The sequence below is a fragment of the Pseudomonas citronellolis genome (genome assembly GCF_029335315.1).
Taxonomy (GTDB): domain Bacteria; phylum Pseudomonadota; class Gammaproteobacteria; order Pseudomonadales; family Pseudomonadaceae; genus Pseudomonas; species Pseudomonas citronellolis_A.
Genome location: NZ_JARJLT010000069.1, coordinates 16,285 through 41,909 on the forward strand (window position 1 = coordinate 16,285; position 25,625 = coordinate 41,909).

At 65.6% G+C, this 25,625-nt stretch carries 29 protein-coding genes; 27 read left to right on the forward strand and 2 right to left on the reverse strand.

Annotation, left to right across the window (positions count from 1 at the left end; translation table 11 throughout):
* The first annotated feature begins 92 nt into the window (after positions 1–92).
* The 6 genes from P3W75_RS05860 (at position 93) to P3W75_RS05885 (ending at position 6,872) form a co-directional block, all read left to right on the forward strand.
* Entirely contained in the window at positions 93–638 is a 546-nt protein-coding gene (locus P3W75_RS05860; protein ID WP_058135959.1) for a terminase small subunit, read from the forward strand.
* Positions 610–2,574 (forward strand): phage terminase large subunit family protein, encoded by a 1,965-nt coding sequence (locus tag P3W75_RS05865; RefSeq protein WP_276226421.1) that lies wholly within the window; start codon positions 610–612, stop codon positions 2,572–2,574. Before P3W75_RS05860 ends, P3W75_RS05865 begins: the two co-directional genes overlap by 29 nt.
* Positions 2,565–2,780, forward strand: coding sequence for a primosomal replication protein PriB/PriC domain protein (locus P3W75_RS05870; RefSeq protein WP_276226422.1), 216 nt, complete (start codon positions 2,565–2,567; stop codon positions 2,778–2,780). Before P3W75_RS05865 ends, P3W75_RS05870 begins: the two co-directional genes overlap by 10 nt.
* The gene (locus P3W75_RS05875; protein WP_276226423.1) at positions 2,780–4,426 is read left to right on the forward strand and encodes a phage portal protein; all 1,647 of its coding nucleotides are present in this window, start codon (positions 2,780–2,782) and stop codon (positions 4,424–4,426) included. Before P3W75_RS05870 ends, P3W75_RS05875 begins: the two co-directional genes overlap by 1 nt.
* Positions 4,398–6,488, forward strand: a complete 2,091-nt coding sequence (locus P3W75_RS05880; RefSeq protein WP_276226424.1) for a ClpP-like prohead protease/major capsid protein fusion protein — start codon at positions 4,398–4,400, stop codon at positions 6,486–6,488. The genes P3W75_RS05875 and P3W75_RS05880 overlap by 29 nt, the downstream gene beginning before the upstream one ends.
* Before the next feature lie 66 nt (positions 6,489–6,554).
* A complete protein-coding gene (locus P3W75_RS05885; protein WP_276226425.1) occupies positions 6,555–6,872 on the forward strand; it encodes a DUF2190 family protein in 318 nt (105 codons plus the stop codon).
* On the opposite strand, the gene P3W75_RS05890 is transcribed toward P3W75_RS05885, so the two are convergent.
* Positions 6,863–7,159 (reverse strand): hypothetical protein, encoded by a 297-nt coding sequence (locus P3W75_RS05890; RefSeq protein WP_276226426.1) that lies wholly within the window; start codon positions 7,157–7,159, stop codon positions 6,863–6,865. The two genes, P3W75_RS05885 and P3W75_RS05890, sit on opposite strands and share 10 nt — an antisense overlap.
* Before the next feature lie 26 nt (positions 7,160–7,185).
* On the opposite strand from P3W75_RS05890, the gene P3W75_RS05895 reads away from it, so the two are divergent.
* Entirely contained in the window at positions 7,186–7,650 is a 465-nt protein-coding gene (locus tag P3W75_RS05895) for a hypothetical protein (RefSeq protein WP_276226427.1), read from the forward strand.
* A 38-nt stretch (positions 7,651–7,688) separates the two neighbouring features.
* Positions 7,689–8,438, forward strand: a complete 750-nt coding sequence (locus P3W75_RS05900; RefSeq protein ID WP_276226428.1) for a hypothetical protein — start codon at positions 7,689–7,691, stop codon at positions 8,436–8,438.
* A gap of 11 nt (positions 8,439–8,449) precedes the next feature.
* On the opposite strand, the gene P3W75_RS05905 is transcribed toward P3W75_RS05900, so the two are convergent.
* Positions 8,450–8,932: a DUF4124 domain-containing protein gene (locus P3W75_RS05905; RefSeq protein WP_276226429.1), complete on the reverse strand. Its 483-nt coding sequence runs from the start codon at positions 8,930–8,932 to the stop codon at positions 8,450–8,452.
* Between the two features lie 116 nt (positions 8,933–9,048).
* Between P3W75_RS05905 and P3W75_RS05910 the strand changes: the two genes are divergently transcribed.
* From P3W75_RS05910 to recX, 19 genes are all read left to right on the forward strand, one after another.
* A complete protein-coding gene (locus tag P3W75_RS05910) occupies positions 9,049–9,360 on the forward strand; it encodes a hypothetical protein (protein WP_276226430.1) in 312 nt (103 codons plus the stop codon).
* 102 nt (positions 9,361–9,462) lie between these two features.
* Positions 9,463–13,284 (forward strand): tape measure protein, encoded by a 3,822-nt coding sequence (locus P3W75_RS05915; RefSeq protein WP_276226431.1) that lies wholly within the window; start codon positions 9,463–9,465, stop codon positions 13,282–13,284.
* 45 nt (positions 13,285–13,329) lie between these two features.
* On the forward strand, positions 13,330–13,845 hold the full coding sequence (locus P3W75_RS05920) for a hypothetical protein (protein WP_276226432.1): 516 nt from the start codon (positions 13,330–13,332) through the stop codon (positions 13,843–13,845).
* Positions 13,846–15,573, forward strand: a complete 1,728-nt coding sequence (locus tag P3W75_RS05925) for a hypothetical protein (protein ID WP_276226433.1) — start codon at positions 13,846–13,848, stop codon at positions 15,571–15,573.
* Positions 15,574–15,575: 2 nt separating this feature from the next.
* Positions 15,576–15,914, forward strand: coding sequence for a hypothetical protein (locus P3W75_RS05930; RefSeq protein WP_276226434.1), 339 nt, complete (start codon positions 15,576–15,578; stop codon positions 15,912–15,914).
* A complete protein-coding gene (locus P3W75_RS05935) occupies positions 15,911–17,668 on the forward strand; it encodes a hypothetical protein (protein ID WP_276226435.1) in 1,758 nt (585 codons plus the stop codon). The genes P3W75_RS05930 and P3W75_RS05935 overlap by 4 nt, the downstream gene beginning before the upstream one ends.
* A gap of 9 nt (positions 17,669–17,677) precedes the next feature.
* The gene (locus tag P3W75_RS05940; RefSeq protein WP_276226436.1) at positions 17,678–18,148 is read left to right on the forward strand and encodes a hypothetical protein; all 471 of its coding nucleotides are present in this window, start codon (positions 17,678–17,680) and stop codon (positions 18,146–18,148) included.
* The gene (locus P3W75_RS05945; RefSeq protein WP_276226437.1) at positions 18,145–19,149 is read left to right on the forward strand and encodes a hypothetical protein; all 1,005 of its coding nucleotides are present in this window, start codon (positions 18,145–18,147) and stop codon (positions 19,147–19,149) included. Before P3W75_RS05940 ends, P3W75_RS05945 begins: the two co-directional genes overlap by 4 nt.
* Positions 19,150–19,207: 58 nt before the next feature.
* On the forward strand, positions 19,208–19,780 hold the full coding sequence (locus tag P3W75_RS05950; protein WP_276226438.1) for a hypothetical protein: 573 nt from the start codon (positions 19,208–19,210) through the stop codon (positions 19,778–19,780).
* A 10-nt stretch (positions 19,781–19,790) separates the two neighbouring features.
* On the forward strand, positions 19,791–19,988 hold the full coding sequence (locus P3W75_RS05955) for a hypothetical protein (RefSeq protein ID WP_276226439.1): 198 nt from the start codon (positions 19,791–19,793) through the stop codon (positions 19,986–19,988).
* A 12-nt stretch (positions 19,989–20,000) separates the two neighbouring features.
* Positions 20,001–20,561 (forward strand): hypothetical protein, encoded by a 561-nt coding sequence (locus P3W75_RS05960; protein ID WP_276226440.1) that lies wholly within the window; start codon positions 20,001–20,003, stop codon positions 20,559–20,561.
* A gap of 4 nt (positions 20,562–20,565) precedes the next feature.
* Positions 20,566–20,841 carry a hypothetical protein gene (locus P3W75_RS05965; RefSeq protein WP_276226441.1) on the forward strand — a complete coding sequence of 92 codons (276 nt, stop codon included), beginning with the start codon at positions 20,566–20,568 and terminating at the stop codon, positions 20,839–20,841.
* The gene (locus tag P3W75_RS05970; protein ID WP_276226442.1) at positions 20,834–21,901 is read left to right on the forward strand and encodes a tail fiber domain-containing protein; all 1,068 of its coding nucleotides are present in this window, start codon (positions 20,834–20,836) and stop codon (positions 21,899–21,901) included. The genes P3W75_RS05965 and P3W75_RS05970 overlap by 8 nt, the downstream gene beginning before the upstream one ends.
* A gap of 58 nt (positions 21,902–21,959) precedes the next feature.
* Positions 21,960–22,436, forward strand: coding sequence for a hypothetical protein (locus P3W75_RS05975; protein ID WP_276226443.1), 477 nt, complete (start codon positions 21,960–21,962; stop codon positions 22,434–22,436).
* Positions 22,433–22,807, forward strand: a complete 375-nt coding sequence (locus P3W75_RS05980) for a hypothetical protein (protein WP_276226444.1) — start codon at positions 22,433–22,435, stop codon at positions 22,805–22,807. The genes P3W75_RS05975 and P3W75_RS05980 overlap by 4 nt, the downstream gene beginning before the upstream one ends.
* Before the next feature lie 71 nt (positions 22,808–22,878).
* A complete protein-coding gene (locus tag P3W75_RS05985; RefSeq protein WP_276226449.1) occupies positions 22,879–23,133 on the forward strand; it encodes a hypothetical protein in 255 nt (84 codons plus the stop codon).
* 285 nt (positions 23,134–23,418) lie between these two features.
* Positions 23,419–23,931, forward strand: coding sequence for a CinA family protein (locus P3W75_RS05990; RefSeq protein WP_276226445.1), 513 nt, complete (start codon positions 23,419–23,421; stop codon positions 23,929–23,931).
* 88 nt (positions 23,932–24,019) lie between these two features.
* On the forward strand, positions 24,020–25,084 hold the full coding sequence (gene recA / locus P3W75_RS05995; protein WP_276226446.1) for a recombinase RecA: 1,065 nt from the start codon (positions 24,020–24,022) through the stop codon (positions 25,082–25,084).
* An 8-nt stretch (positions 25,085–25,092) separates the two neighbouring features.
* The gene (recX, locus tag P3W75_RS06000) at positions 25,093–25,554 is read left to right on the forward strand and encodes a recombination regulator RecX (RefSeq protein WP_276226447.1); all 462 of its coding nucleotides are present in this window, start codon (positions 25,093–25,095) and stop codon (positions 25,552–25,554) included.
* Positions 25,555–25,625 lie beyond the last annotated feature (71 nt).

Below are 25,625 nucleotides of genomic sequence, written 5' to 3' on the forward strand. Positions count from 1 at the left end.
GTCCTCCCGGGGTAGGGGTGGGTAGAGGGTAATTCGAGCCCCGCGCGCCAACTATGTATGACCGAATTTCGGAGGTTGGTTGTTGTTTAGTCATGAGCAAAAACGAAACAACCAAGCAGCGCGGATGGTTGAACAAATCCGAGATGGCCGCGAGCCTCGGGATTTCTCCGCAAGCCTTTGACAAATGGGGCGTTCAGCCAATCGAGCGGATAGGTCGAGAGGCCTTCTACACGGTGTCGGATGTGGTCGAAAACCGCATCCAGCACGCCGCTCGGAAACAACAACCTGAGGGGGAGCTACCGGAAGGTCTCGATCCCTACGTAGAGGCAAAACTGCTACAGGCAAAGCTGGAGTTGACCTTGGAGCAGGCATACGCCCAGAAGCTGAAAAACCAGGTACAGGACAAGCTCCTCGTCCCTGTCCCCTTTGCCACCTTCGCGCTGGCCAAGATCGCCGCCAAGATAGGCTCGAAGCTGGAGACAGTCGGGAAGACTGTGAGCCAGCGCCACCCAGAGATGGACCCCTTAATCCTGGAAGCCTTCGAGCGGGAGATCGCCCTGGCGCGAAACCTCTCGGCCGACTTCGGCGACGACCTTCCGGGATATCTCGATGAGTACCTTGCAACCCTGGATGAATGACCTGCGCAATGCGGTCAAGCTGGGCTTGCAGGCCATGTTCAAAGAACTGCCGATGACGGCGGTTCAATGGGCCGACGAGCACTTCTACATGTCGGCCGAGTCCTCGTACAACGAGGGCGAATGGAAGACAGCCCCCTTCCAGGTCGCGATCCTGAACGCGATGGGCAACGACCTCATCAAGGTGGTCAATTTCGTCAAGTCGGCGCGGATCGGTTACACCAAGCTGCTGATGGCCAACATCGGCTACAAGATCCAGCACAAGCGCCGCAACATCATGATGTGGAGCCCGACGGACCCGGATGCCGAGTCCATCAGCAAGAAGCACGTGATGGGGATGGTGCGCGACGTAGAGGTCATGCTGGAGCTCGCGCCCTGGTACGGCAAGAAGCACAGCGACAACACCCTGGACAACAAGGTGTTCTCGAACCGCCGAAACCTCTGGATTCTCGGCGGCAAGGCCGCCAGGAACTACCGCGAGAAGTCGCCCGACGAGGTGATCTACGACGAGCTGTCGAAGTTCGACGCCGACGTCGAGGGCGAGGGCTCGCCGACATTCCTCGGCGACAAGCGCCTGGATGGCGCGATCTACCCGAAGTCCATTCGTGGCTCGACGCCCAAGACCGCCGGCAGCTGCCAGATCACCAAGGCGGCCGAGGAGTCGCCCCATCGGCTGCACTTCCACGTCGCCTGTCCGCACTGCCATCAAGAGCAGTCCCTGAAGTGGGGCGGCAAGGATTGCGCATTCGGCCTGAAGTGGCGGAAGAACGCGCTGGGCGAGGCGGAGGAGGCTTGGTACTCCTGCGAGCACTGCAACGCCTGCTTTATCCATCGCGACATGGTGGCGGCTCAGGAGCATGGTCGCTGGATCTGCTTGGAGACCGGCATCTGGACGCGCGACAGCATGGACTGGTTTGGCCCGGACAACGAGCCGATCCGCACGCCGCGCTCGGTCAGCTTCTACTGCTGGGCCATCTACAGCACCTGGAAAGACTGGGTATCGCTGGCTGATGAGTGGCTCAAGGTCAAGGGCGACCGCGAAAAGCTGATCGCCTTCATCAACACCACGCGCGGCGAGGTGTGGGAGGAGGACCAGGGCGAGCGCGTGGAGTGGCAGGCGCTCTATGCCCGCCGCGAGAACTACCCGAAGGTGCCGCCGCAGGCGCTGGTTCTGATGGGCGGCATCGACACCCAGGACGACCGCTACGAGGGCCGCGTCTGGGCCTTCGGCCTGGGCGAGGAAGCCTGGCTGGTGCATCGCTTCGTGCTCTACGGCGATCCCGGCAGCGAGGAGCTGCGGCGCAAGGTCGGGCTGGAGATTCACCGGCAGTTCACCCGCGCCGACGGCGTACCGATGGGCGTCATGCGCTGGTGCTGGGACGCCGGCGGCCACTATGCCGACGAGGTGGAGGCCGAGAGCGCCAAGCATGGCGTGCACTGGGTGATCCCGACCTTCGGGGCCAGCACCTACGGCAAGCCCATCGCCAACTTCCCGAAGCGCCGCAAGCGCAAGGTCTACAAGACCGAACTTGGCACCGACAACGCGAAGGAGCTGATCTACAGCCGCCTGCGCATCGACGTGCCGATCCCGTGGCAGCCGACGCCTGGCTGTGTGCACTTCCCGATCGACAGCGACATCTGCGACGAGGACGAGCTGAAGCAGATCACCGCCGAGAAGAAGAAGCCGGTGATGGCGAAGGGCGTCCGCGTCCTGCGCTGGGACTCCGGTGGGCGCCGAAACGAGGCTCTGGACTGCTTCGTGTACGCCCTTGCCGCGCTGCGCATCAGCCAGCAGCGCTTCGGCCTCGACCTCGACCAGCTGGAGCGCGTGCGCGTTGAGCCCGTGCCGGAGCCGGTCGCCCAGCAGCAACCCTCGAACGATAACCACGCCAGCACCTCAGGGGGCTGGCTCAACACTGGAAGCGGACCATGGCTCTGACAGCGCAGCAGATGCTCGACAAGTACCTGGAGGCCGAGGCCGCGGTGCTGGAAGGGCGGACGGTGATCTTCAACGGACGCACCCACACGATGGAGGACATCGAGAAGATCCGCGCCGGCCGCCGGGAATGGGAGCGCCGTGCAGCGGCAGAACAGGACCGCGCCGCCGGCCGCCGCTCCGGCCCGGCCCTGGCGGAGTTCAGCTGATGAATCTGATCGATCGACTGCTGAAACCCTGGGCCCCCGGCCTGGTGGCTCGGCGCCTGGCAGCCCGCGAGGCGATCCTGGCCTACGAGGCTGCGAGGCCTGGGCGCACCCACAAGGCCAAGCGGCAACCGCTGGGCGCCGACACCTCGCTGCAGAAGTCTGCGGTCTCCATGCGGGAGCAGTGCCGGAAGCTGGACGAAGACCACGACCTGGTCACCGGCCTGCTCGACCGCCTCGAGGAGAGAGTGGTGGGCGGCAGTGGCATCGGCGTGGAGCCGCTGCCGCTGCGCCTGGATGGCTCGGTGCACGCCGAGTTGGCCATGGAGATCCGCAGCGCCTGGGCCGAGTGGTCGCTGTCGCCGGAGACCTCCGGCGAACTGACGCGGCCCCAGGTGGAACGCCTGATGTGCCGCACCTGGCTGCGCGATGGCGAGGGCCTGGCGCAGAAGCTGATGGGCCGGGTTCCGAACTACACGTTCGCCACCTCGGTGCCCTTCGCCCTGGAGCTGCTGGAGCCAGACTACCTGCCCTTCACCTACAACGACCTGTCGAAGGGCATTGTCCAGGGCATCGAGCGCGACACCTGGCGCCGGAAGCGGGCCTATCACCTGCTGAAGGATCACCCCGGCAACCTGCAGACGCTGGGCGGCAGCCTGGCGGTGAAGCGCGTCGAGGCGGAACGGATCATCCACATCGCCTACCGCAAGCGGATCGGCCAGAACCGCGGCGTGCCGATGTTGCACGCGGTGCTGATCCGCCTTGCCGACCTGAAGGACTACGAGGAGAGCGAGCGGGTGGCGGCGCGCATCAGCGCAGCCCTGGCGATGTACATCAAGAAGGGCAGCCCCGATATCTACGCGCTGGAGCCCGGCAAGGACCGGAAGAACCGAACGATCCCCATCGCCCCCGGCATGGTCTTCGACGACCTGGAGCCCGGCGAAGACGTCGGGATGATCGAAAGCAACCGGCCGAACCCCTTCCTGGAGGGCTTCCGCAACGGCCAGCTGCGGATGATCGGCGCCGGCACTCGCAGCACCTACTCCTCGGTGGCCAGGGCCTACGACGGCACCTACTCGGCGCAGCGCCAGGAGCTGGTCGAGGGTTGGTTGGGCTACGACCTGCTGCAGCACGAGTTCATCGACTACTGGTGCCGGCCGGTCTATCGGGCCTGGCTGCAGATGTACCTGTTGGCTCGGAAGGAGCGCCTGCCCGCCGACGTTGATCCCCGCACCCTCTACGCGGCGGTCTATCAGGGCCCGGTCATGCCGTGGATCGATCCGATGAAGGAGGCCAACGCCTGGGAGCTGCTGGTCAAGGCCGGATTCGCCGACGAGGCGGAAGTGGCCCGCGCCCGCGGTCGAGATCCGCGCGAGCTGAAGAAGTCGCGCGAGGCGGAGATCAAGGCGAACCGGGCCGCCGGCCTGGTCTTCAGTTCGGACGCCTACCACCAACTGGTCAAGTCCGGGATGGACCCGGTGGAGGCGGTGCAGAAGGTGTACCTGGGCGTCGGGACGATGCTCACCGCCGACGAGGCTCGCGAGCTCGTCAACAAATACGGCGCCGGCCTACCCGTGCCTGGGCCGGACTTCCCCAACGAGAGCAACAACGGAGGCGCCGATGGGCAGCCATCAAACCCTGATCCATAAAAGCCTGATGTTGCCGATGGCGATGGCGGCGGCGCTGACCGAGGCCAGCGCCCCGCATGAGTCCTGGTACAGCATCAAGGCCGCCGGCCGCGGCGTCGCCGAAGTGCTGCTGTACGACGAGATCGGCGCCTGGGGCATCACCGCGCAGCAGTTCGCCCGAGACCTCAAGGCCATGGGCGATCTGGCCAAGATCAACCTGCACATCCATTCCCCGGGCGGCGACGTCTTCGAGGGGACGGCGATCTACAACCTGCTGCGCAACCACCCGGCCAGCGTCGACGTGTACATCGACGGCCTGGCGGCCTCGATGGCCTCGGTAATCGCCATGGCCGGCGACACCATCTACATGCCCGAGAACGCCATGATGATGGTGCACAAGCCCTGGGGCATCCAGGGCGGCGATGCGGACGACATGCGCCGCTACGCCGAACTGCTCGACAAGGTCGAGGACACCCTGGTCATGGCCTACGCCAACAAGACCGGGAAGTCCCCCGACGACATCAAGGCGCTCCTCAAGGAGGAGACCTGGATGAATGGCCGAGAGGCCGTCGCTGCCGGCTTCGCCGACCAGCTCACCGAGCCGCTGCAGGCGGCCGCTCACCTTTCCTCCAAACGCATGCAGGAGTTTGCCCACATGCCCGAAGCTCTGAAAACTCTGCTGGCCCCGCGCGCCTCTGGTGCCGCGACTGCCGCCGCCGCACCGGCTGTGGCGGCCGTCCAGGCTGATCCCGTTGTCGCGGCGGCCACCTCCCCTACTGCGACTGAAATTCGTGCCCAGGTCCTGGCTGAGGAAGCCGGCCGCCGTACCGCGATCACCTCGGCCTTCGGCGGTTTCGCCGCCGGCCATGCCGAGCTGCTCGCCACCTGCCTGGGCGACATGAACGTTACCGTCGACCAGGCCCGCGAGAAGCTGCTGGCCGCCATCGGCGCTGGCACCAAGCCGACCAATGCCCAGGGCGCAGGAGCCCACATCCATGCCGGCAACGGCAACCTGGTGGGCGACTCGGTGCGTGCGAGCGTGCTGGCCCGCATCGGCCGCGGCGAGCGCCAGGCCGACAACGCCTACAACGGCATGACGCTCCGCGAGCTGGCCCGCGCCTCGCTGGTCGATCGCGGGATCGGTGTGGCCTCGCTCAACGCGCCGCAGATGGTCGGCCTGGCCTTCACCCACAGCTCCAGCGACTTCGGCCTGATCCTCCTGGACGTCGCCAACAAGTCGGTGCTGGCGGGCTGGGAAGAGGCTGAAGAGACCTTCCCGCTGTGGACCAAGCCCGGCATCCTCACCGACTTCAAGCCGGCGCGCCGTGTCGGCCTGGGCGAGTTCTCCTCGCTGCGCCAGGTGCGCGAGGGCGCCGAGTACAAGTACGTCACCCTCGGCGAGCGCGGCGAGCAGATCATCCTGGCCACCTACGGCGAGCTGTTCAGCATCACCCGGCAGGCGATCATCAACGACGACCTGCAGATGCTCTCGGACATTCCGTTCAAGCTGGGCCAGGCGGCCAAGGCCACCATCGGCGACCTGGTCTACGCGGTGCTGACCGGTAACCCGGCGATGAGCGACGGCAAGGCCCTGTTCCACGCCGACCACAGCAACCTGCTCACCGGCGCGACCTCGGCGATGTCCATCGACAGCCTGAGCAAGGCCAAGACCCAGATGGCCACCCAGAAAGCCCAGGTTGAGAAGGGCAAGGGCCGCACCCTCAACATCCGCCCTGCCTTCGTGCTGACTCCGGTGGCGCTGGAGGACAAGGCCAACCAGATCATCAACTCCGAGTCCGTGCCGGGCGCCGACGTCAATAGCGGCATCGTCAACCCGATCCGCGGCTTCGCGCAGGTGATCGGTGAGCCGCGCCTGGACGATGCCTCGGCGACCGCCTGGTACATGGCCGCCAAGAAGGGTTCCGACACCATCGAGGTGGCCTACCTGGACGGCGTCGATACCCCGTACCTGGAGCAGCAGGAAGGCTTCACCGTCGACGGCGTGGCCAGCAAGGTGCGCATCGACGCCGGTGTGGCGCCGCTGGACTTCCGCGGCCTGCAGAAAGCCAACGGCGCCGCCTAACCCGCAGCACCTCCCCAAGCCCCGCACCTGCGGGGCTTTTTCATTTCAGCCATCTGGAGAACCAATATGGCCAAGAACTATGTCGAGGACGGCGACGTCCTGACCCTCATCGCCCCGGCGGGCGGCGTTCAGTCCGGCGTTCCGGCGGTGATCGGCGACCTGGTGGTGATGCCACTGGTGGATGCCGCTGTGGGCGAGCCGTTCGCCGGCAAGCCTGGCGGCGTCTGGAGCCTGCCGGCTGCTGCCGGCCTGGCCCTGGGCGCGAAGTGCAGCGTCCTCGATGGCGGTCTGGTGGCCGCCGCCACCGATGACTCGGTGCCGTTCGGCTACATCACCGAGCCCACTGCGTCCGGCTACGCCTCGGCGCTGCTGGTTCAGCAATGAGTGCTGCCCCGTTCGCTTCGGCGATCGGGCGCCTTCACCGGGTAGCCCATCGTCGTCTCGCCGACTCGATGGGCGACTTCCACCCGCAGTCCGGAGTGCCAGTTGAGGGACTCAAGCTGCAGGTTGACCGCAACCTGGCATACGAAGGCGCCGATGGCCGAATCATCAGCGGGCAGGTTGGAATCACCTGGCTTGCGGAGGATCTGGCCACAGCCGAGCGCGGCGATGTCTTCGTTATTGGTTGCGAGCGGCTTCTGGTGGAAAGCCTCCTCGCCGACGACGGCCATGCCATCACTGCAGCGACAACCAAACTATGAGCCCGAACCTCCTCACTGAGGGTCGCAAGGCCCTGATTCGGCAGCTGGGCAAGATCGCTCCGTCTGCCGGCTACCGCACGGACGCCGGAACCCGGGTGCTGTCTGGCTGGTTCAACGACCTGATCAGGCCGGAGACCAAGGGTTTTCCGCTGATTGTCGTGCAGAAGAACCGCGACTTGGAGCCGAAGCCTGGCCCTGGAGCCATGGTCGTTCACCCAGGCTTCCACGTGATCGGCGCCGTCGACGTTGGCTTCGACAGCTACGAGGACGCGCTGGAGGATCTGCAGGAGGACCTGCTGCGCTGCTTGATGCCTGAGCTGAACCAGTTGCCGGCCTGGCTGCCGCGTGGTGTCACCGCAGCCACATACGGCGCAGCCCAGTGCTTCCCGCCGGGCGAGGGGATGCGCTGCGCCACCGTGGTCATCCCCATCTACCTGAAAACCGTCATCCAGAAGGGCTAGACGCCCGCCAGCGGCCTGCGCGGCCGGAGGAACCCCCCATGCAAGAGAAAGAGACGTTCATCATCGGCGGCTGGCTGAAGGCTCGCCTGGCTGGCTCCAGCGCCCCCTTCTTGAAGGTCGGACTGGTCTCCACCATCCAGCAGACCATCGAGACCAACGACATCACCCTGAACGACACCACTACCCCTCAGGGTGGCGAGTACGACGCGGTGGCGCGCATCACCGGCATGAGCCTGTCGATCAACTTCCGCGAGCTCTACACCTGGGTGCTGGCCGCCCTGGTTTGGGGTGAGTCCAGCAGCGCGCCGTCGGACTCCATCGTAGATGAGGCTGTCACGGCTGTTCCCGGTGGCACCGTGCCGCTGGCCCAGATGCCGCTGGAGATCACCGAGGTAACCAACGACGCGGGCACCACCACCTACGAGGAGGGCACCGACTACCAGATGACCGGCTCCGGCATTGAGTTCCTGGAAGGCGGCGCCATCAGCGCGAGCACCCCGGTCAAGGTGACCTACGAGAGCGCCGCGGTGGACGTGATCGAGGCCCTGACCAACAGCGGCAAGGTGTTCGAGTTCCTCTTCGAGGGCGAGAACGCCGCCGGCACCCAGAAGCGCATCGAGTGCCGCTACTGGCGCGCCCGCCTGAACCCTGCGAACCAGCAGGACTGGATCAACACCGACGACTTCCTGCAGTCGCAGGCGACCGCCAAGGTGCTGATGGACCCGACCAAGGTCGGCGCCGGCAAGTCGAAGTACTGCCGCATCAAGAAGGAGAAGGCTGCCGCGTGACGGCCTGGCGGCTACCGTGCGTAGCCGCCATCCACCCGCCAGACGCAGCCGTCGACGATGTAGATGTAGGAAGTCGAGCTCGCCCAGCGATACACGAGCTGTTCAGGCCTCCCGCCATTGATCGCGGTTGGTGCCCCCCATGCAGAGATTGCAGCGTCGCGCGGCATGCCCGGCTGAACTGTGTTCGAGACCACCAGGGTGCGAAGGGAGGTGCTGCTGTAGCTGCGGCAGTACTGGACGCCTGTTGGTGCTGACATGGCCGAGGAGGCCCGCAGTTGCTTGGCGCGCTTTTCCTGCTCGGCAATCTGCTTCTTCGACGCCAGCGGGTCGGTGATGTTCTGCGGCGTGACCTCGATCTTCTGCTCTGCCGACTCCATCGCTCCAGCGCAGGGCCGGTCGGAGTACGAGAGCTTTCCGTTCGCGCCGGGGCATCGGTAGATATCGGCGAAGGCCAGGCACGGCAGGAGCAGCAGTAGGGCGGAAAGCTGTCGCATGGAGATTCCCTTCTTCGTTGCACATGATTGGCGCGATACGTCCCGGGCTTCGCGTCGAAGAGCCCGAATAACCTTTACCCGTTCCGCTTCGGCGGCGATCCGTGCTTGGAGGAAACATGTCCGAAGTAGCTGGGCGAAAGCTAATCAAAGTCGGCGATCTGGATGTCGTCGTCAAGGAATTAACGGTTGCCGAGGTGCGGCAACTGCTCGACCAGGAATCCTCTGGCGATATCCCTGACGTAATTGGGGATTCGCTTTTCCCTGATCTGCGACTGGCCGACATTCCCCTCTTGACCAACCTGACCAGCAATCAGCTTGAGAGCTTGTTGCCCAGCCAGGTGCAGGCGGTCATTGAGGCCTGCAGAGGGGTGAACCGCCATTTTTTCGAAATGACGGCGCGGCTCAGCAAAGTGCTGGCGAGGCCTTGATAAGTCTCGACGACACCATCTGTGCGCTAGTGCGCCTTGGGCACGCCAGCGTGCTCTCTTACCCGTGGCGCCTGTTTCTGCGCGCCCTGAAGGGTTGATCCCATGACCGATATTGAAGTTCGCCTTGGTGCCGATGTTGATGGTGCTACCCGAAATGTCGGGTCGTTCCGGAGCGAGTGGCAGAAGCTCGTCAAGGAGGTCGAAAAGCCGCTGCGTCAGGTCAACTCCTTCCGAACCCTGGAAGATGAGTTGGACAAGGGACAGCGCGCTGCGGAGCGGGCCAGGGATCGCGTGCGTGAACTCGGCGATGAGTTGGCGCGGACTGCATCCCCCAGCAAGGACCTTCAGACCAGCTATCGGGCTGCCACTGCTGAACTCCAGAAAATGGAGCGGGCGGAGGTTCAGCAGCGTGTGAGGCTGGCGTCGATGCGGGCCGAGCTCCAAGGGGCGGGGATTGACACTCGTAACCTGGCTGCAGAGCAGCAGCGCCTTCGCGGCGAGCTGAACCAGCGAGTCGCCTCCGGCGCGGCTGATGCCGCGCTTAACCAGGCGCGCGGCGCCCTGGGGGTTGGGAACATCCAGTCGGCCCAGCAGTCGCTGGTACAGCTTCGCCAGCAGTATCAGCTGCTGAGCAAGGATGGAAACCTGTCCAGCAAGGAGCTGGCTGAGGCGCAGGCAACCTATCGCAGGAGCGTTGATGTCACCCTTGGCAAGCTCCGCCAACTACGCGCAGCGCTTTCTGTTGAAAAGGCTGGTGCCGGAGACCAGGACGCTGCAGCGCTGCGAACCTCGCAGGTTTCTGGCGCGCGGTCGGCGCTGGGCGTTGGCCAGATTGAAGCAACGCAAAGATCGCTAGTTGCCCTTCGGCAGCAGTATCAATTGCTATCCCAGTCTGGCGACCTCTCGGCCAAGGAGTTATCCGAGGCGCAGGCCACGTACAGGAAGAGCGTCGATGCGACGCTGGCCAAGCTGCGGCAGTTGCGTACCGCAACCGCGGCACCTCAGAGCAAAACAGCTACCAGCATTCAGGACGACCTGGCGGCAAGCTTCGCCAAGATTTCCAATGCTCGTGACGCCTTTGGCATCACCGCCATCAAGGAGCAACAGCGAGAGCTGATCAACCTGCGGGGCCAGTACGGCCTGCTCAGGGATTCCGGGGTTCTATCGTCCCGTGATCTAGCGATCGCGCAGGCAAACTACCGAGATAGCGTCAGCGCGTCGCTGGCGAAATTGCGTGATCTGCGCGCCGTGGCAGCTGCTCCGGTTGCAGCACCGGCCGCCGACCCCTCTCTTGGCCTCAATCAGGCCATGGGTAATCTCGGTATTGATCGGCTTCGCCAGCTTCAGGCGCAGCTGAAGAGCCTTCCAGAGGACTACGACCGTCTAGCCAAGGCTGGCTTCCGCTCCGCGCAGGAGCAGGTAGCGGCGCAAGCGCAGCTGCAGCGTCAACTTGGTGAAACGCGCGCGGCGATCAAGGACCTGTCCGTTGCTGAGCAGGGAGGTGGCTCGATTGGGTTCCTGGGGAAGCTGGGTACCGCAGCGGTGGTCGGCTACTCGGTGACCGAGCTGGTTGGGGCCTACGTGCGCTCCGCCGACGGCCTGCGCAAGATGAACGGGCAGCTTCGCCTGGCGACCGAAGGGCAGGAGGAGTTCAACGCTGCGCAGCGGGCGCTGAGCCAGCAAGCTGACGACTATCAGGCGCCCTTGAATGGCCTGTACACGCTCTATTCTCGCCTGTCTCCCGCGATGCGGGATGCGAACAAGAGCCAGGCTGAGCTGCTCGGCGTTTCTGAGGCGGTTACTGCCTCGATGAAAATTAGTGGGGCGACGGCCGAAGAGAGCGAAAATTCGATCATCCAGTTCGCTCAGGCGCTGGGCGCCGGCGCGCTGCGGGGGGACGAGTTCAACTCGGTCGCCGAGCAGTCGCCGCGCCTCATGCGTGCCCTCGCGGATGGCTTGGGCGTGTCTCGCAGCGCGCTGAAGGGGATGGCGGATGCGGGGCAGCTCACCACAACAGTGGTCGTCAACGGCTTGCTGAAGGCGCTGCCACAGCTTCGCGAGGAGGCCGCCCGACTGCCCAAGACGGTGGATGGTAGCCTGACGGGCCTGAAGAACCAAGCCACCGAAACTGTCGGTGCGATTGACCAGATCACCCACTTCACGGCTCGCCTCTCTGACCAACTCACTGGGCTGGCTTCGCCGCTGAAGAAGGTCTCCGACTATCTGAAGGCGTTCGACAGTAAGGGGTTCAAGGGCATCGGCGAGGTGTTTGACACCAACGCGCTGGCCGACCAAGCGAAGTTCGCGCAGGACCGGATCGCCGCGGTTCAGGCTGCGCTGGAGGAAATCCGGCAGCAGGGCAGCGTGAGCATCGGCAGTCGCCTGTCGCTGGGTACGGGGGATCGAGCGCAGTTGGAAGCCCAGCTGAAGGTCTACCAAACGCAGCTGGCCAGGGTACAAGAAGCGCAGGCTGCCCAGGTTCAAAGCCAGGAGGAGTCTAGCAAGGCGCTGGAACGGACCTACGACGAACGGACGCTGGCGATGGCCGACAGCTTCGGGGAGCAGGCCAAGGCCGCCCAGTCGGCCGCATCGTCAACCAAGGCGGCGAGCGACAAAGCGATCGCGGATCGCAAGACCTACAACCTCCAGATGGATGTCCTGGACAGGGCGCAGAGCGATGCGTCGGCGCGGCGCCTTGCTCGCGAGGAAGCAGCGGCACAGGAAGCCGCCGGCGTGCAGGTCGACGAGCTGGCGCTGCTGAAGAAGTACGTTGCAGAGACCGGCAGCACGTGGGATGACTACCTCAAGCGGCAGCAGGAGCGTCAGCGGCTAGAACTTGCCGGCGAGAAGTCGCGCCAGGACAAGCTGAAGGCTGCTAGAGCTCAAGCGACGGCCGACTTGAAAGCGCAGCTGGCGCAGCAAACTCAGGCGCTGAAGGATGCACAGCAGGTTGCTGAACAGGTCAACTCGCGTACCACCGACGTGCTGCAGCCGTTCAAGGACGCTGTCAAACAGCCGGGCGTGGTGGGCGCCGGCGCCGACTATGGAACGGCCAACGCCTACAAGGTGAATGCCCGGCAGGCGCTGAACAGTGGGAACACGGTCGACGCAGTCAAGCAAGCGCAGAAGGCGCTCGACGTCATCCAGCAGATTGAGCAGGCCGGCGGCAACGACTACGGCTTGCGCGGCTTCAAACAGGAGTTGCTGGATATCGCGACGGGGGCCCAGGAGCTGGACAAGGTCCGCGCCGCGGATGCGGTGAATCAAATTCAGCAAAGCATCCAGAGCCTGCAGGAGCAGTTGGAGGCGGTGAAGGTCGTTTCGATCGATTTCCAGATCGGCGACGACACCGTCGCGGCGGTCACAGCACGAGTCAAGGCGCTTGCTGCAGAGCTTGCGAAAGTGATGGTAATCCCGACCACGATCGTAGGACCAAGCGGCACGCCTGTTCAGGCTCCCACTGATGGCGCGCCAGGAACTATCTCGACCGATACCGCTGTGCCGGTCTCCGGCTTTGCGGAAGGCGGCTGGACTGGGCCGGGGGGGAAGTACCAGCCGGCCGGCGTGGTCCATGCCGACGAGCACGTGCAGCCCCAGGAGGTGGTCCGCGAGCCCGGGGCGCTGGGGTTCCTGGAGCGCATTCGGATGTACGGCTTCCAGAACACCATGCGCGCGCTGCGCGGCCAGATGGCCGGCGGCTGGCGCGGGTACGCCACCGGCGGGCTGGTCTCGCCGCGCATGGTGCCGAGCATCCCGCAGCTGTCGCCGGCGCTGGCCGGCGGCGGGGGCTCGGAGAGCATGGGAACCGTGGTGCTGCAGTTGGACGGCCGGTCCTACAGCATGCAGGCCCAGGCCGACCAGTTCACCGCCTTGCACCGGGAGTCCTTGAAGAAGGGCCACCGCCGAAGCGGGTCCAAAAACTAAACCAGGCCCCGCTCAGCGGGGCCTTCTCTTTTCTGGAGCAGCTGAATGTCTCTACCCATGGTCATGCTGGGCGGGGTGCCTATCGTGCCGCACGCCGGCACGGTGTCGCAGTCGATCACCCCTCTGGGCGGCCCGGAGATCATCCGGCTGAGCGGTGGCGTCGGCGTGCCCATGACTCACTGGCAGCGTGCGGCGATCGCCCTGAGCGGAAGCGGCTACATGCCGCCGGGCCTGGACGGCCTCGATTACACCCAGCCGCTGGAGCTGCGCTGCACCAAGCATCTGTCCATCGTCAGCACTGGCACCAGCTTCGTGCTGGCCGGCGCGCCGCGTCCCGACTTCGCGCCCTGGGCGTTCGCGCTGGTCGGCGGGCAATGGGTTGAAGCCGACCTGGCGCTGGCGGGCGTGAATGCGGAGGTTGCGCCGGTCTCCGGCGCCACGGCGTACCAGGTCTGCTGGATGCCGGTCTTCATGGTCTCGGCCAAGCGGCCACAGGGCGACATGGACCCGTCGAATAACGCCACCCCCCATGGATGGCAGATCGCCTGCGAGGAGCTGTAGATGCTGAACGGCCTGCCACTCAACGGCGCCGCACTGAACGCGCTGTGGCGGTCCGGCTCGACGCCGGTTCCGGTTGTGCCGCCGGTCAGCCTGGCGTGGGCCTGCCGCGTCCGGCTCGGTGTAGACAATGTGACCGCCCAGCTCACTGGCTCGGTTCGCATCGAGCGCGAGGAGGGCGCGGCAGCCATCGCAGAGTTCTCTCTGTTCCTGCCCGCCGCCGGCGTGGACGTGATCAGCTGGACCGGCCGAGCCGTGGAAATCTACTTCCAGCACCTGGTGGGCGGCGCTTGGGTTGAGGAGCTGCGCTTCTCCGGTTGGCTGGAGCAGCCGACCTACGACCCGCGCAATCGCATCGTGGCCTGCGAGGCCACCGACCGCCTTCAGGACCTGATTGAGGGCATGGATGTCGCCGATATCGACCAGCTTGCGGGCGGGCTCTGGACGGAAGACGTGTTCGAGCCGGTCGACGGGCGCAGCCGCTGGGACTACGCCCAAGAGCGCATGGGTACGGTGCCAGGCAGCCTCGATCGCGCGGTTGATGGAACCCTGCGGGTCACCGGCTGGGCTGCCCAGACGCCGATCAAGGTGTTCGGAGCCGGCTCCACCGTTGATCAGTCGCTGTCCGTGGAGATGGCCAAGCTGAGCGAGCGGGTCAACCGCGTTGAGCTGTCGATCAGCTACCGCTTCAGCCGCCTGCGCGAGCGGCACCAGGCGTTCAACTGGGAGCACCCGGAAATCCAGGGCTGGTCCACTGACAACAGCTTCTGCCTGTGGCGCCATGAGTCCAGCGAGGTGCCGACTACCGACATGGTCGAGGAAGCGCTGAACAGCGCCGGCTACAAGCTACTAGCCGGGGCCGAGATGCTCCTGCTGCCGCCCACCGGCGTGTACTGCACACCGCCGCAGGCCTGGATCAACAACTACGACAACCTGTTGCTGGCGGCCAACGTGGTCGGCGGGATGCGCTGGGTGCAGCCGGTCACCGAGACCTACACCCTTACGGTCGAGGCGCCGGAGAGCGTCGCCGCCGCCGGCGAGGTTCTGCGGCGTGACGGCGCATCGCTGGAGAGCGACCTGGATCGCGCAGATGACTGGGAGTCGGCCGAGTTCACTGCACCCGACGCCGATGCGGCGCAGGACGCCCTCGAGGACTGGGTGGTTGATCTGCGCGAGGCCGAGCGCCTGGCCGCCAGCGTGCGGTGCCAACTGGCCACCGCCGCCACCAGCATCCTGTCGGCGCACAGGGCGAACCGGGTTTCCTGGCAGGTGCCGACTTCCATGGCCCTCGGCATCGACCTGGTGCATAGCCTGCGCCTGGAGGACCGCTGCCGGGCCCAGGGGAAGGTGTTCTCGATCATCGACGAGTTCAGCATCGACCAGCAGACCGCGCTCAGCACGTTGACCCTGGCCATCAGCCGCGGTGGTGGAGCGGTGAGCGACCCGTTCGAGTTGCCCGCGCCGCCGAACACCCAGCCGACCGGCGACGTGCCGCAGCTAGTCCAGCTCCCCAACCAGATCAGGGGGCGGGGCCTGATGACCTACGACGAAACCATCGACGGATTCTCGGGCAACTACGACAACCCTGACCCGGGATCGCCGCCGGACGCATTCCCTCGGCGCTACCAGGTCACGGCGCCCGAGGTTCCGGCCGAGCACCGCGACGAGTTCACCGGAGAGCGTGAGACCACCTACCGCGTGGCCGTGCCTGACGACATGCTGGAGCTGTAACGATGGCCAACACCTCGCAGTTGAAATCCGACCTCAACCGCCTGACTGATGCCGAGCGGAAGGCCCGGTCGCTGGCGGCCCTGGAAGAGAGGGGGAGCCGGCCTGCAACGACCGGCACCGGCTCCTTCACGGCTCCGGCGGCAACCGGCACCGGTGGCGGAATCGCCAGCCCGCTGACCGAGGCGAGCTACCTCGAGCGGACTTACTGGCCAGACAAGGTCATCACCAGCACCGACGGCCTGTTCAGCTTCAAGATCAAGCCGATTCGGGCCATCCGCCAACTCGACGCGAACAACGCCGAGGTGATCCAGCAGTTCGCCGAACCCGTGAGCAGCCCATGATCGAGAGCAACTTCACCATCGGCGACGAGATCGATCGCTTCGGCATCACGGCCCACGGCCTGGCGCTCAATCCGTTCTACGGAGAGAACAAGCTGCGCGTCGGCTCGCTGGATTTCCCGATGCCCTACGTTTGGAGCTGGAGCACTGGAGAGAGTGGGCGGGAGCCCTTCGACGTCCACCTGCTGCGCGTGCCTGGCGTGCCGGCAGTCGACATCACGCCTGAGGATGCGGCGGCAGAGGCGCTGCATGGGAGAACCTGGCAGAACTACGCCTTGCTGTCTGAGAGCGTGCTGACCCTGGTCGGAAAGCCGTTGCGTGGGTGGGTGTGCATCGACGAGCTTGGCGCTCGCTGGCTGGTCCGCGCCGACCCTGGCCCGTTCGGCAGCACCGTCGACGTCGGCGCGCCGCTGGCGATGGATGTGTCTGTGCGCCCCTTCGGCTATCTCGACCAGTCGCCCGTAACCCCGTTCACCAAGTCGGTGACGCTTGCCGACATTGGCCAGTCCAGCGGAGCGGCGCCGCCGGGAACCCGCGACGGGGTCCTGGAGTTGTGGGTGTGCAGCGTCAGCTCTGACGGTCGCCGGATGATCATGGAGCTGCGCGGCGTTCAGTCGCCCGCGGTCCCTGCGACGCTGCGCATCAACACCGCGCCGGCCGGTTTCCTGCTGCTCGAACTGTCGGGCTCCGGCCCGGATTTCGAGCTTTCGCTTACAGTGCTGAAGACCCGTCTGGAGTGCCTCGGGACGATGGAGGTGCAACGCTCTTCGCCCAAAGGGTTTCAGCAATCGATCGCATTCGAGACGACGAGCACGCCGCGAACAATCAATGGCGTGGCGGGCAAGGACTACATCTGCAATGCGGTCGATGTGATCGGAACCGAGTTGCCCTCCAGACTTCCCTATGCCGGAACCGGCTGGATTGGCGAGAAGCTGAAGAACCGGATCATGGCGCTCGTGTTCGATGAGACCGACACCCTTGTGGAACTGGCATACGAGGCTAACTGGCGCGTCGATTACAACTACCCGGCCTTCACTGGCGCAATCAGTGGCGCAATCAGTGGCTGGATGGCTGACAGCGTCGACTTCGTGCAAGCAAACGTGACAAACACGATTGTCGGCGAGTACAGCCGCGCATCAAGCGAAGTTCTGTATGGCGAGGTTGCGCTGCTGCGGGATGGCGTGGAAGTCGTGCGCGACGGATTCAGGATGACCCGCGCGCTTCACGAGACCTTCCGTTACAACCCAAGCTACACGCAGACGCCGAGCGTTGAGCGGCTCCCGTCGGGTGACGTCGTGGGCGGCGGCTATGTCCAGGACTGGCAGTACGACTTTACCGACACCCAGCAGTCTGCAGGGGCGACCTGGCCTATTCGAACGTTCTCCAACGGCCCGAACTGGTCCATCCCCTACAACGGGCCTGTGGTCTGGTCTGGTATGACAGGGTCGCCAACGCCCGTTCTCAGCGGCTACGGCGTGAGCCTCTCCTACGGGAACACGAGCACGAACGACTACTCCGGCGCCGAGATGGCCCTGCAGCGGTACAGCCACAGCCTGTTCGGTGTGCGGGAGCGGGCGACGGCCGGGACGCTTCCGCAGCGCTGGCGAGTCGGTCACCTGATTGGCCCCCGGGGGCTCTGGGCGAATCCTGATAGTCAGGACGCCACAGGGGCGCGCCGCGCCACGTACCACCCTGTTACGCACGAAATCTACACGACAGCCAGCGACAGCGATTCCGCTGCGTTCTGCTGGATATAGGAGCGCTCAATGCAGCGATTCATCAACAACTTCTCGACGGAGCTGGGGGCGCCCTTGGCCGCGGGCGGTGGCGTCCTGCAGGTCGACGCCTCGCAGGCGGCCAGGCTCATCGGCCTGGGCGGCGGCGACTTCTATCAGCTGACGCTTTCCAGGATGGACAGCAATGGCGTGGAGGTGGCCTGGGAGATCGTCAGGGCCACGGACGTCAGTGGCGGGAGCGTCACGGTGCAGCGTGAGCAGGAGGGCACCGAGGCGCTGAGTTGGCCGGCCGGTTCAACGGTGAGCGCGAGGCTCACGGCTGGCAGCATGGCGGCGATCCTCCAGGGCTACGCCAGTCTTCAGGAGCAGATGCAGGAACTGTCGGACCGCGTCAGCCAACTGGAAGGTGGCGGCGTGCCGGACAACGCATTGACCAACCACGCGGGCGAGGTTCTGGCGAACCAGGCTGGCGAAATACTGACCATGGGAGCAACGGCATGACTGTTGAGCACGTAACTGGGGGATCGGGCGCCCCGACGGAGGCGCCGCCCAGCATCGGGGCGCACTACACCAACACGGCGAACGGCGATCAGTACCTGGCATCCGGAACTGCTTCCGCCGAAGACTGGAAGCTGCTCGCCAGGGCGGCCCAGCTGCCGGCGGCAGCCCAACTGATTCCGGCTGGCGGCACCCCGGGGCAGATGCTTACGCCGGCGTCCGGTGGGGCGCGCGTCTGGGCGGACCCACCGTCGGGTGGGGGCGGCGCATTCCTGACGCCGAACAACTTCGTCGCTCGCATCCAGAGTGGCGCCCTCGGCATCTGGAATCAGCCCTTCCTGTTCTATGCCGATGACATCGGCGGCCTCGTCCAGGTGAATGATTCTGACATTCTGCGGCCCGCCCCGTGGCTCGATGACACCGTCATCTCCTGGGCCTCCTTTGGCTGCCTTCAGGTCTCCGCCTCGAGCGGTGCCGGGTGCGTGGCAGACGGCAACGCAGACTCCCGAGAGTTCTGGCTGACCACTGGGTCGGCCGCCGACGGGCAGGCACAGGCGCGCACGGCTTTGCCTTCCGGAAGCCTGCGAGCTGACTCTGGGCAGCTCAGCGTCCAGCTGTGGCTTCCTGCCGCGAGCAACGGCACTGACTCCTACAACATGGAGGTGTACCTCAACCTGCCGCCGTACTCGGCCGGCTTCGTCTATGGCGCCGACTACGGTTCCAACTGGTCGGTTTCCTACGACGACAACAACGGCGACGAGCAGTTGGTGGATACCGGCGCCGCAGCGACCGGATCGGCGAAGGAACTGTCGATGGTGATTGATGGGGCCAACATGGTCTTCAGCGTCGCCGGCAGTACCGTGCTGACGGTGCCCCTGGCCGAGATGGATGACGGCGCAACGGAGTTCGGGGCTGACCTGTCTCTGACCAAGACGGATGGCTCGACGCCCGCGCGGGTGCGGCTGTATTCCATCCTCGGCCAGGCCGTGCCGGCGCCAGAGTAAATGACCTCGACAGACCTGAAGCCCGCCTCGAGCGGGCTTCCTATTTCTGGAGCACACAATGCAGCCGGCCTGTATCCCCATGCGCCTCGTCCGGGGTGCCACCTACCGCGACACGCGGCGATTCATGCAGCCGCGGCGGGAGTATCGCGACATCAGCGCCGTGGAGCCGACGGCGCCGCTCAGGCTGTCGGTGCCGGGTCATGGCCTGGAGGGTGATTGGTTGGCCTGGGCCGCGGGCGTCACTGGGTTCTCGGATCTCAACCGCGCCCCTGGCCGACAGAGCCCGCACCGTATCGAAGTCATCGACGACGACACCCTGGAGATCAATGCGCTCAGCGGCGTGGGCCAGAAGCCGGCTGGCGGACAGCTGATCTACCAGCCAGCGGTCGACCTGACCGGCGCCACGGCGCGCCTGGTGGTGCGCGAGAGCGAGGAGGGCGGTGCCGAACTGCTGGTCCTGGCCTCTGGGTCCGGCATCACCGCCGGCGCGCCCGGGACGCTGGTCGTTGAAATGCCGGCCGTCGACACTGCTGCAATCACCTGGTCGGCCGGCTGGTATCACTTGGACGTCACTTTCCCGGACGGCACCGTCTCGCGCTTCTTCCGCGGCGCGGTCGCCGTCGAGCAGTAGCGAGGGCGGCATGAGCGACGCAGAGCAGATCGAGCCCTGGGCTGTCGCGGTTGATGCCGACGGCGCGCCTGTGGTGCTCGAGCACATCAATGAATACGCGGTCACCGTTGACCCTGGGCCAGAGCTGCTGGTGGTCACGGTTGGCGAGCAGGGGCCGCCAGGCGCGCCAGGCTCAGGCCTCAGCGAATGGCAAATCAACGAATGGTGATGAGGAGGCCCTATGGCCCAGGTTCAGTTCTACAAGGTCAGCACGCTCCCGGGATCGCTGCAGGCCAACGCCTTCTACTACGTTGAGAACGGCGATTACGCCGAGAGCTACGTGACCAACCAGGCCGGTGTCGCCAAGGCGCTCGGCAATACTGCGATGATCAACGCGCTGATCGCCGCCGCCCTGGCCAGCTTGCCCAGCAGTGGCGCGCCGGTGCTGTTCGTTGCGGACATCGCCGCGCGTGACGCGCTGGAGCCGGAAGAGGCCGTCTTCGTGCTGGTGCAGGACGCAACCGACGACCCGTCTGTCTCGTCCGGAGCGGCCCTGTACGCCTGGAACCCGGCGACCAGCACCTGGCTCAAGGTCGCCGAGTATGAATCGATGGACGTCCAACTGACCTGGTCGGCGATCGATGGCCGACCGACCAGCACCCCGAGCCAGATCGACAACGCCGTCAGCCTGGCGCATACGCACACGAACAAAGCGACGCTGGACCTTCTCGGCACCGGCGCGGATGGGCTGACCTACAACGGCCAGCCGGTGAGCAGCAGCTGGGCAACGCTGAACTGGTGACTCCATGGCGAAGGTCCTGCACCACAAGGTCGTCGCCACCCTGCCGTCCACGCTGGAGGCCAACAGCATCTACCTGGTGCGCGTCGGCACTGGCTTCGACCAGTACGTGACCAACTCGACCGGCCAGATCGTGGCCTACCCGATGAACCACCCGGCATCGCTGCCGGTGCTGCTCAACGGTGGCGCGCTGGTCGCGCTCGCCCTGGCGGGCGGCTCGTCGCTTCCCCTGCTGTTGTCCGACGGCTCGTCGGCCCTGCTCCCGGTGACTTTGAATGGCTAACACCAACATCCCGCTTCGCATGCAGTACACCGGATCGGCTGTCACCGCCGTGGCCGAATACCAGGCTGACGAAACCATGGCCTTGCCTGGCAGCTTGCAGCTGACCGGTGCTGGTCGGCGCTTCTACGCTGACTTCAGCAACGCCACGCTGGCCAGTCGGATGATGTTCCAGACCACGGCATCGAACAGCAGTACGACGGTAGGCGCGGTGCCGAGCGGCAGCGGGATTTCGTCAGCGTTCACTGCTTTTTCCTCTGCTGACCCGACAAATGCCGTCGGACTAACCATCGCTGGAATTTCGACCGAGTGCAGAGTGGCATCCTCGGTATTCGGGTCTGCCAGTTACGTGCCCCTGACGTTCTATAACGGCGGTGCCGAGCGTATGCGTATTGGCAGCGATGGCTACGTCTACCTTGGTGCGACAGTTGCCGATGTTATTTCCGCCGCCGCGAACGGCATTACATACAACCCAACGATCGGCCTGAGGAACCATTTCAACAGCTCGAACCCGAGCTGGTATCTGAGCAAGAGCGCGGCCGGCACGATCATGCAGTTCTACTACACCCCGTCGGCCGGCAGCGTGAATGGGGTGGGCAGCATTTCGATGACCACCACTACCACGGCCTACAACACGTCCTCCGACTACCGGCTCAAGCACAGCGTCACCGATCTCGACGAAGACGAGGCCGAGGCGCGGATCATGGCGTTTCGCCCTGTGTGGTGGCTGTGGAATTTTGATGACTCCTACGGCAAGGGGTTCATCGCGCACGAGAACCAGGCTGTCGACCCGAGTACGGCGAGCGGAAAGAAGGACGAGACGCGCCGAATCGGCAACGTTCGGCTGCCGGACTACTCGCTTGTCGCCGAGGGCGTCGACGAGCCGGCTGACATGTCGACCTATCCCGAGGGCGCCGAGTGGGTCTTCACCGAAGAGGTCCCCGTCTACCAGGGGCGTGACGACTCGAAGATGATCCCCGATATCGTCGCAATGCTGCACAAAATGCGCCGCGAGTTGGACGATGCTCGCGCTGAGATCGAGGCGTTGAAAGCCGCTTCCTGACCCGCAATACCCACGCCAATAGCCCGCCCTGAGCGGGTTTTTTGTTTCTGGAGACCACATGGAACTGATCGATATCCGGCGCTCGGCCATTGAGCCGGCGCTGGCGATGATGCCTGCCCGACTGAATAGCCCCCAAGCTATCGCCATGATGCTGGCCATCGGGCTGCAGGAGTCCGGCTTCCAGCACCGCCGGCAGCTCGGCAACGGGCCGGCGAGGAGCTTCTGGCAGATGGAGCGCGGCGGCGGCGTGCATGGCGTGCTGACGCACCGGGCGTCGAAGAGCCTCGCCGCCGTCATCTGCGCAGACCACGGCGTCGAGCCGACGGAGCAGGCCGTGTGGGAGGCGATCGAGCACGATGACGTGCTGGCGGCTGCCATGGCCCGCCTGCTGCTGTGGACCGATCCGCAGCCGCTCCCCGCGCTGGGCGACACCGCCGGCGCCTGGGCGCTCTACGCGCGCGTCTGGCGGCCCGGCAAGCCTCGCCCGGCTGAGTGGCCGGCGAACTACCTGCGCGCCGTGGGGGCTGCAGCATGAGTGAGCTACTGGCGAAACCGCTGGCCCTGGTGCTGGCTGCGCTGCTGCTGGTGGCCACCGGCGCCGGGATGGGTGCGTGGCTCACGGCTGGGCACTACCGGCCACAGCTCGACCAGGCCACCGAAGGCCTGACCTCCTGCCGCGACGCCCAGGGCAACCTGGAGGCGCTGGTGGGCCAGCAGAACGCGGCCATCGCCGGCCTTGCCGATCAGGCGGAGCAGCGCCAGGCGAAGGCCGCCCAAGCTGTGATCGACGCCCAGCAGCAGGCCGGCGAGCACTTCGCCGCCGCCCAGCGGTTGCAGCAGGAGCACGCCGACGGTGACCAGTGCGCAGCGGCAGAGGCTGTGATCGACAAGGAGTTGGGGCTATGAAGCTGTGGCGAGAAGCTGCAGGTGCAGCGATTTTCGGCAGGTGCAGCCGAAAAGCGCAGGTGGTGCAGGTGGTGCAGGTGGTAGGGATGCTGGTCGCGCTGGCGGGGTGCGCGGGCCAGGCCGAGCCTGAGCCGCGCACTGTGCGCGTAGAGGTGCCAGTGGCGGTGCCGTGTCGGGCCCCGGCGGTTGCCGAGCCTTCGTGGGCCACTGCGATGCTGAAGAAGGGAGACAGCTTGCAGATGAAGGTTCGGGCGCTGCTGGCCGAGCGGCAACAGCACCTCGGCTACGAGGTGCAACTACGCGCCGCGGTGCAGGCCTGTCAGTAGGCTGTAGGCCGCCCAGAAATGGGTGGGGCGGTGTCTAAAACTCGACCATCAGTCCTTGATTTATCTGGACTTCCGACAAGCTATCTCGCGATTTTGTTTTGGACAGGGCCTGACTATTAGTCAGGCCCTGTGCGGCCTGGAGCTTGCTTCTTCCGCTACTGCTGCATCATCGGGGTGTGGGCGGAGAGGTCGCTCTGGCTCATGACTTTGGGCGGTCCGTCTTCTATATGCAAAAGCGCCTAGTGTACGGTATCCGGCCTCAGGGCTTCAGCATCGGAGTAGAGCATGCACATCGACGACGAGGGGATCACCGAGCTGGCCGCGCGCCTGGGGCGGGCGCTGTCGGGCCTGGCGGCGCGGGTCAGCACCGCCGAGTCCTGCACCGGCGGCGGCATCGCCGAGGCGATCACCCGGATTCCCGGCAGCTCGGCGTGGTTCGACGCCGGCTACGTCACCTATTCGAATGCGCAGAAGAGTGCCCAGCTCGGCGTTTCTGACGAACTTTTCCCTCGCGTTGGCGCGGTCAGCCGCGAGGTGGTCGAGGCCATGGCTTCTGGCGCCCAGGCGCGCAGCGGCGCACGCTTCGCCGTGGCGGTCAGCGGCGTGGCGGGGCCGGATGGTGGGACGCCGGAGAAACCGGTAGGAACCGTCTGGTTGTGCTGGGCCGACGGCGACAAACGCTTCCCGGTGCGCTTCCAGTTCCCCGGCGACCGCCTCGCGGTGCGCCGCCAGGCGGTGGCGACCGCTCTGGACGGGGTGTTGCGACTGGCCGTCGGGGAAAATCCACCACAGGGGTAGGCGAGCGGCCTTGCCCTGTGGAATAATACTGGCTACTTATACAGTTGTTCGTGGCCCATCCCGGCCGCCTGACTTCGCGAGGACTTCAATGGACGACAACAAGAAGCGCGCCCTGGCCGCGGCCCTGGGACAGATCGAACGCCAATTCGGCAAAGGCGCGGTCATGCGCATGGGCGACCACGAGCGCCAGGCCATTCCGGCCATCTCCACCGGCTCCCTGGGCCTGGACATCGCCCTGGGCATCGGCGGCCTGCCGAAAGGCCGGATCGTCGAGATCTACGGCCCGGAATCCTCGGGCAAGACCACCCTGACCTTGTCGGTCATCGCCGAAGCCCAGCGCCAGGGCGCCACCTGCGCCTTCGTCGACGCCGAGCACGCGCTGGACCCGGACTACGCCGGCAAGCTGGGCGTCAACGTCGACGACCTGCTGGTCTCGCAGCCGGACACCGGTGAACAGGCCCTGGAAATCACCGACATGCTGGTGCGCTCCAACGCGGTCGACGTGATCATCGTCGACTCCGTGGCGGCCCTGGTGCCCAAGGCCGAGATCGAAGGCGAGATGGGCGATGCCCACGTCGGCCTGCAGGCCCGCCTGATGTCCCAGGCGCTGCGCAAGATCACCGGCAACATCAAGAACGCCAACTGCCTGGTCATCTTCATCAACCAGATCCGCATGAAGATCGGCGTGATGTTCGGCAACCCGGAAACCACCACCGGCGGTAACGCCCTGAAGTTCTACGCTTCGGTGCGCCTGGACATCCGCCGTACCGGCGCGGTGAAGGAAGGCGACGAGGTGGTCGGTAGCGAAACCCGCGTCAAGGTCGTGAAGAACAAAGTCGCGCCGCCGTTCCGTCAGGCCGAGTTCCAGATCCTCTACGGCAAGGGCATCTACCGTACCGGCGAGATCATCGACCTGGGCGTGCAGCTGGGCCTGGTTGAGAAGTCCGGTGCCTGGTACAGCTACCAGGGCAGCAAGATCGGCCAGGGCAAGGCCAACGCCGCCAAGTACCTGGAAGAGAACGCGGAAGTCTGCGCGGTACTGGACAAGGCCATCCGCGAGCAGTTGCTGAAGAACCAGCCGGCGCCGACCAAGGCCGAACTGGCCGCCGCCGAGGCTGCCGAAGCCGCTGAAGCAGCCGACCTCGACTACTGATCCCGCCGATGCCGACCGTGCTCGATACACCCGTCGCGGTAAGACGGGCCGCCATGGACCTCCTGGCGCGACGCGAGCACGGCCGCGCTGAACTCGTCCGCAAGCTGCGCCAGCGCGGCGCGCCTGTGGAGCTGATCGACCCCGCCCTCGACCGCCTGGCCGAGGAGGGGTTGCTCAACGAGTCCCGTTACCTGGAAGCCTACATCGCCAGCAAGGCACGTAGCGGTTACGGCCCTCTGCGAATCCGCGAGGAGCTGAGCCAGCGCGGCCTGCCGCGCGGCGAGATCGAGAAGGCCCTGGGTGAAGCCGACGTCGACTGGCGTGCGCAACTGCACGACGTGTGGCGCCGCAAGTTCCCCCGCCTACCCCAGGATGCCCGCGAGCGCGCCCAGCAAGGGCGATTTCTCGCCTACCGCGGTTACTCCATGGACGCCATCAATCGCCTGTTCAGCGGGCGCGGCGACGACTGAGCCCGTCGGATGAGCTTCGCAGGCTCAACCCATCCGACGAAAAGCCATTCCATCCCGTAGGGCGCATAACG

What these genes read in the sequence shown, in the direction of transcription:
- P3W75_RS05900 (WP_276226428.1), top strand. Translation starts at nt 7,689, where the DNA reads ATGCAAGAGAAAGAGACGTTCATCATCGGCGGCTGGCTGAAGGCTCGC.
- P3W75_RS05940 (WP_276226436.1), top strand. Translation starts at nt 17,678, where the DNA reads ATGCAGCGATTCATCAACAACTTCTCGACGGAGCTGGGGGCGCCCTTG.
- P3W75_RS05935 (WP_276226435.1), top strand. Translation starts at nt 15,911, where the DNA reads ATGATCGAGAGCAACTTCACCATCGGCGACGAGATCGATCGCTTCGGC.
- P3W75_RS05960 (WP_276226440.1), top strand. Translation starts at nt 20,001, where the DNA reads ATGGCCCAGGTTCAGTTCTACAAGGTCAGCACGCTCCCGGGATCGCTG.
- P3W75_RS05905 (WP_276226429.1), bottom strand. Translation starts at nt 8,932, where the DNA reads ATGCGACAGCTTTCCGCCCTACTGCTGCTCCTGCCGTGCCTGGCCTTC.
- P3W75_RS05970 (WP_276226442.1), top strand. Translation starts at nt 20,834, where the DNA reads ATGGCTAACACCAACATCCCGCTTCGCATGCAGTACACCGGATCGGCT.
- P3W75_RS05870 (WP_276226422.1), top strand. Translation starts at nt 2,565, where the DNA reads ATGGCTCTGACAGCGCAGCAGATGCTCGACAAGTACCTGGAGGCCGAG.
- P3W75_RS05885 (WP_276226425.1), top strand. Translation starts at nt 6,555, where the DNA reads ATGGCCAAGAACTATGTCGAGGACGGCGACGTCCTGACCCTCATCGCC.
- P3W75_RS05920 (WP_276226432.1), top strand. Translation starts at nt 13,330, where the DNA reads ATGTCTCTACCCATGGTCATGCTGGGCGGGGTGCCTATCGTGCCGCAC.
- P3W75_RS05955 (WP_276226439.1), top strand. Translation starts at nt 19,791, where the DNA reads ATGAGCGACGCAGAGCAGATCGAGCCCTGGGCTGTCGCGGTTGATGCC.
- P3W75_RS05860 (WP_058135959.1), top strand. Translation starts at nt 93, where the DNA reads ATGAGCAAAAACGAAACAACCAAGCAGCGCGGATGGTTGAACAAATCC.
- P3W75_RS05945 (WP_276226437.1), top strand. Translation starts at nt 18,145, where the DNA reads ATGACTGTTGAGCACGTAACTGGGGGATCGGGCGCCCCGACGGAGGCG.
- P3W75_RS05925 (WP_276226433.1), top strand. Translation starts at nt 13,846, where the DNA reads ATGCTGAACGGCCTGCCACTCAACGGCGCCGCACTGAACGCGCTGTGG.
- P3W75_RS05915 (WP_276226431.1), top strand. Translation starts at nt 9,463, where the DNA reads ATGACCGATATTGAAGTTCGCCTTGGTGCCGATGTTGATGGTGCTACC.
- P3W75_RS05865 (WP_276226421.1), top strand. Translation starts at nt 610, where the DNA reads ATGAGTACCTTGCAACCCTGGATGAATGACCTGCGCAATGCGGTCAAG.
- P3W75_RS05930 (WP_276226434.1), top strand. Translation starts at nt 15,576, where the DNA reads ATGGCCAACACCTCGCAGTTGAAATCCGACCTCAACCGCCTGACTGAT.
- P3W75_RS05980 (WP_276226444.1), top strand. Translation starts at nt 22,433, where the DNA reads ATGAGTGAGCTACTGGCGAAACCGCTGGCCCTGGTGCTGGCTGCGCTG.
- P3W75_RS05895 (WP_276226427.1), top strand. Translation starts at nt 7,186, where the DNA reads ATGAGCCCGAACCTCCTCACTGAGGGTCGCAAGGCCCTGATTCGGCAG.
- P3W75_RS05950 (WP_276226438.1), top strand. Translation starts at nt 19,208, where the DNA reads ATGCAGCCGGCCTGTATCCCCATGCGCCTCGTCCGGGGTGCCACCTAC.
- recA (WP_276226446.1), top strand. Translation starts at nt 24,020, where the DNA reads ATGGACGACAACAAGAAGCGCGCCCTGGCCGCGGCCCTGGGACAGATC.
- recX (WP_276226447.1), top strand. Translation starts at nt 25,093, where the DNA reads ATGCCGACCGTGCTCGATACACCCGTCGCGGTAAGACGGGCCGCCATG.
- P3W75_RS05875 (WP_276226423.1), top strand. Translation starts at nt 2,780, where the DNA reads ATGAATCTGATCGATCGACTGCTGAAACCCTGGGCCCCCGGCCTGGTG.
- P3W75_RS05910 (WP_276226430.1), top strand. Translation starts at nt 9,049, where the DNA reads ATGTCCGAAGTAGCTGGGCGAAAGCTAATCAAAGTCGGCGATCTGGAT.
- P3W75_RS05975 (WP_276226443.1), top strand. Translation starts at nt 21,960, where the DNA reads ATGGAACTGATCGATATCCGGCGCTCGGCCATTGAGCCGGCGCTGGCG.
- P3W75_RS05990 (WP_276226445.1), top strand. Translation starts at nt 23,419, where the DNA reads ATGCACATCGACGACGAGGGGATCACCGAGCTGGCCGCGCGCCTGGGG.
- P3W75_RS05890 (WP_276226426.1), bottom strand. Translation starts at nt 7,159, where the DNA reads ATGGCCGTCGTCGGCGAGGAGGCTTTCCACCAGAAGCCGCTCGCAACC.
- P3W75_RS05880 (WP_276226424.1), top strand. Translation starts at nt 4,398, where the DNA reads ATGGGCAGCCATCAAACCCTGATCCATAAAAGCCTGATGTTGCCGATG.
- P3W75_RS05965 (WP_276226441.1), top strand. Translation starts at nt 20,566, where the DNA reads ATGGCGAAGGTCCTGCACCACAAGGTCGTCGCCACCCTGCCGTCCACG.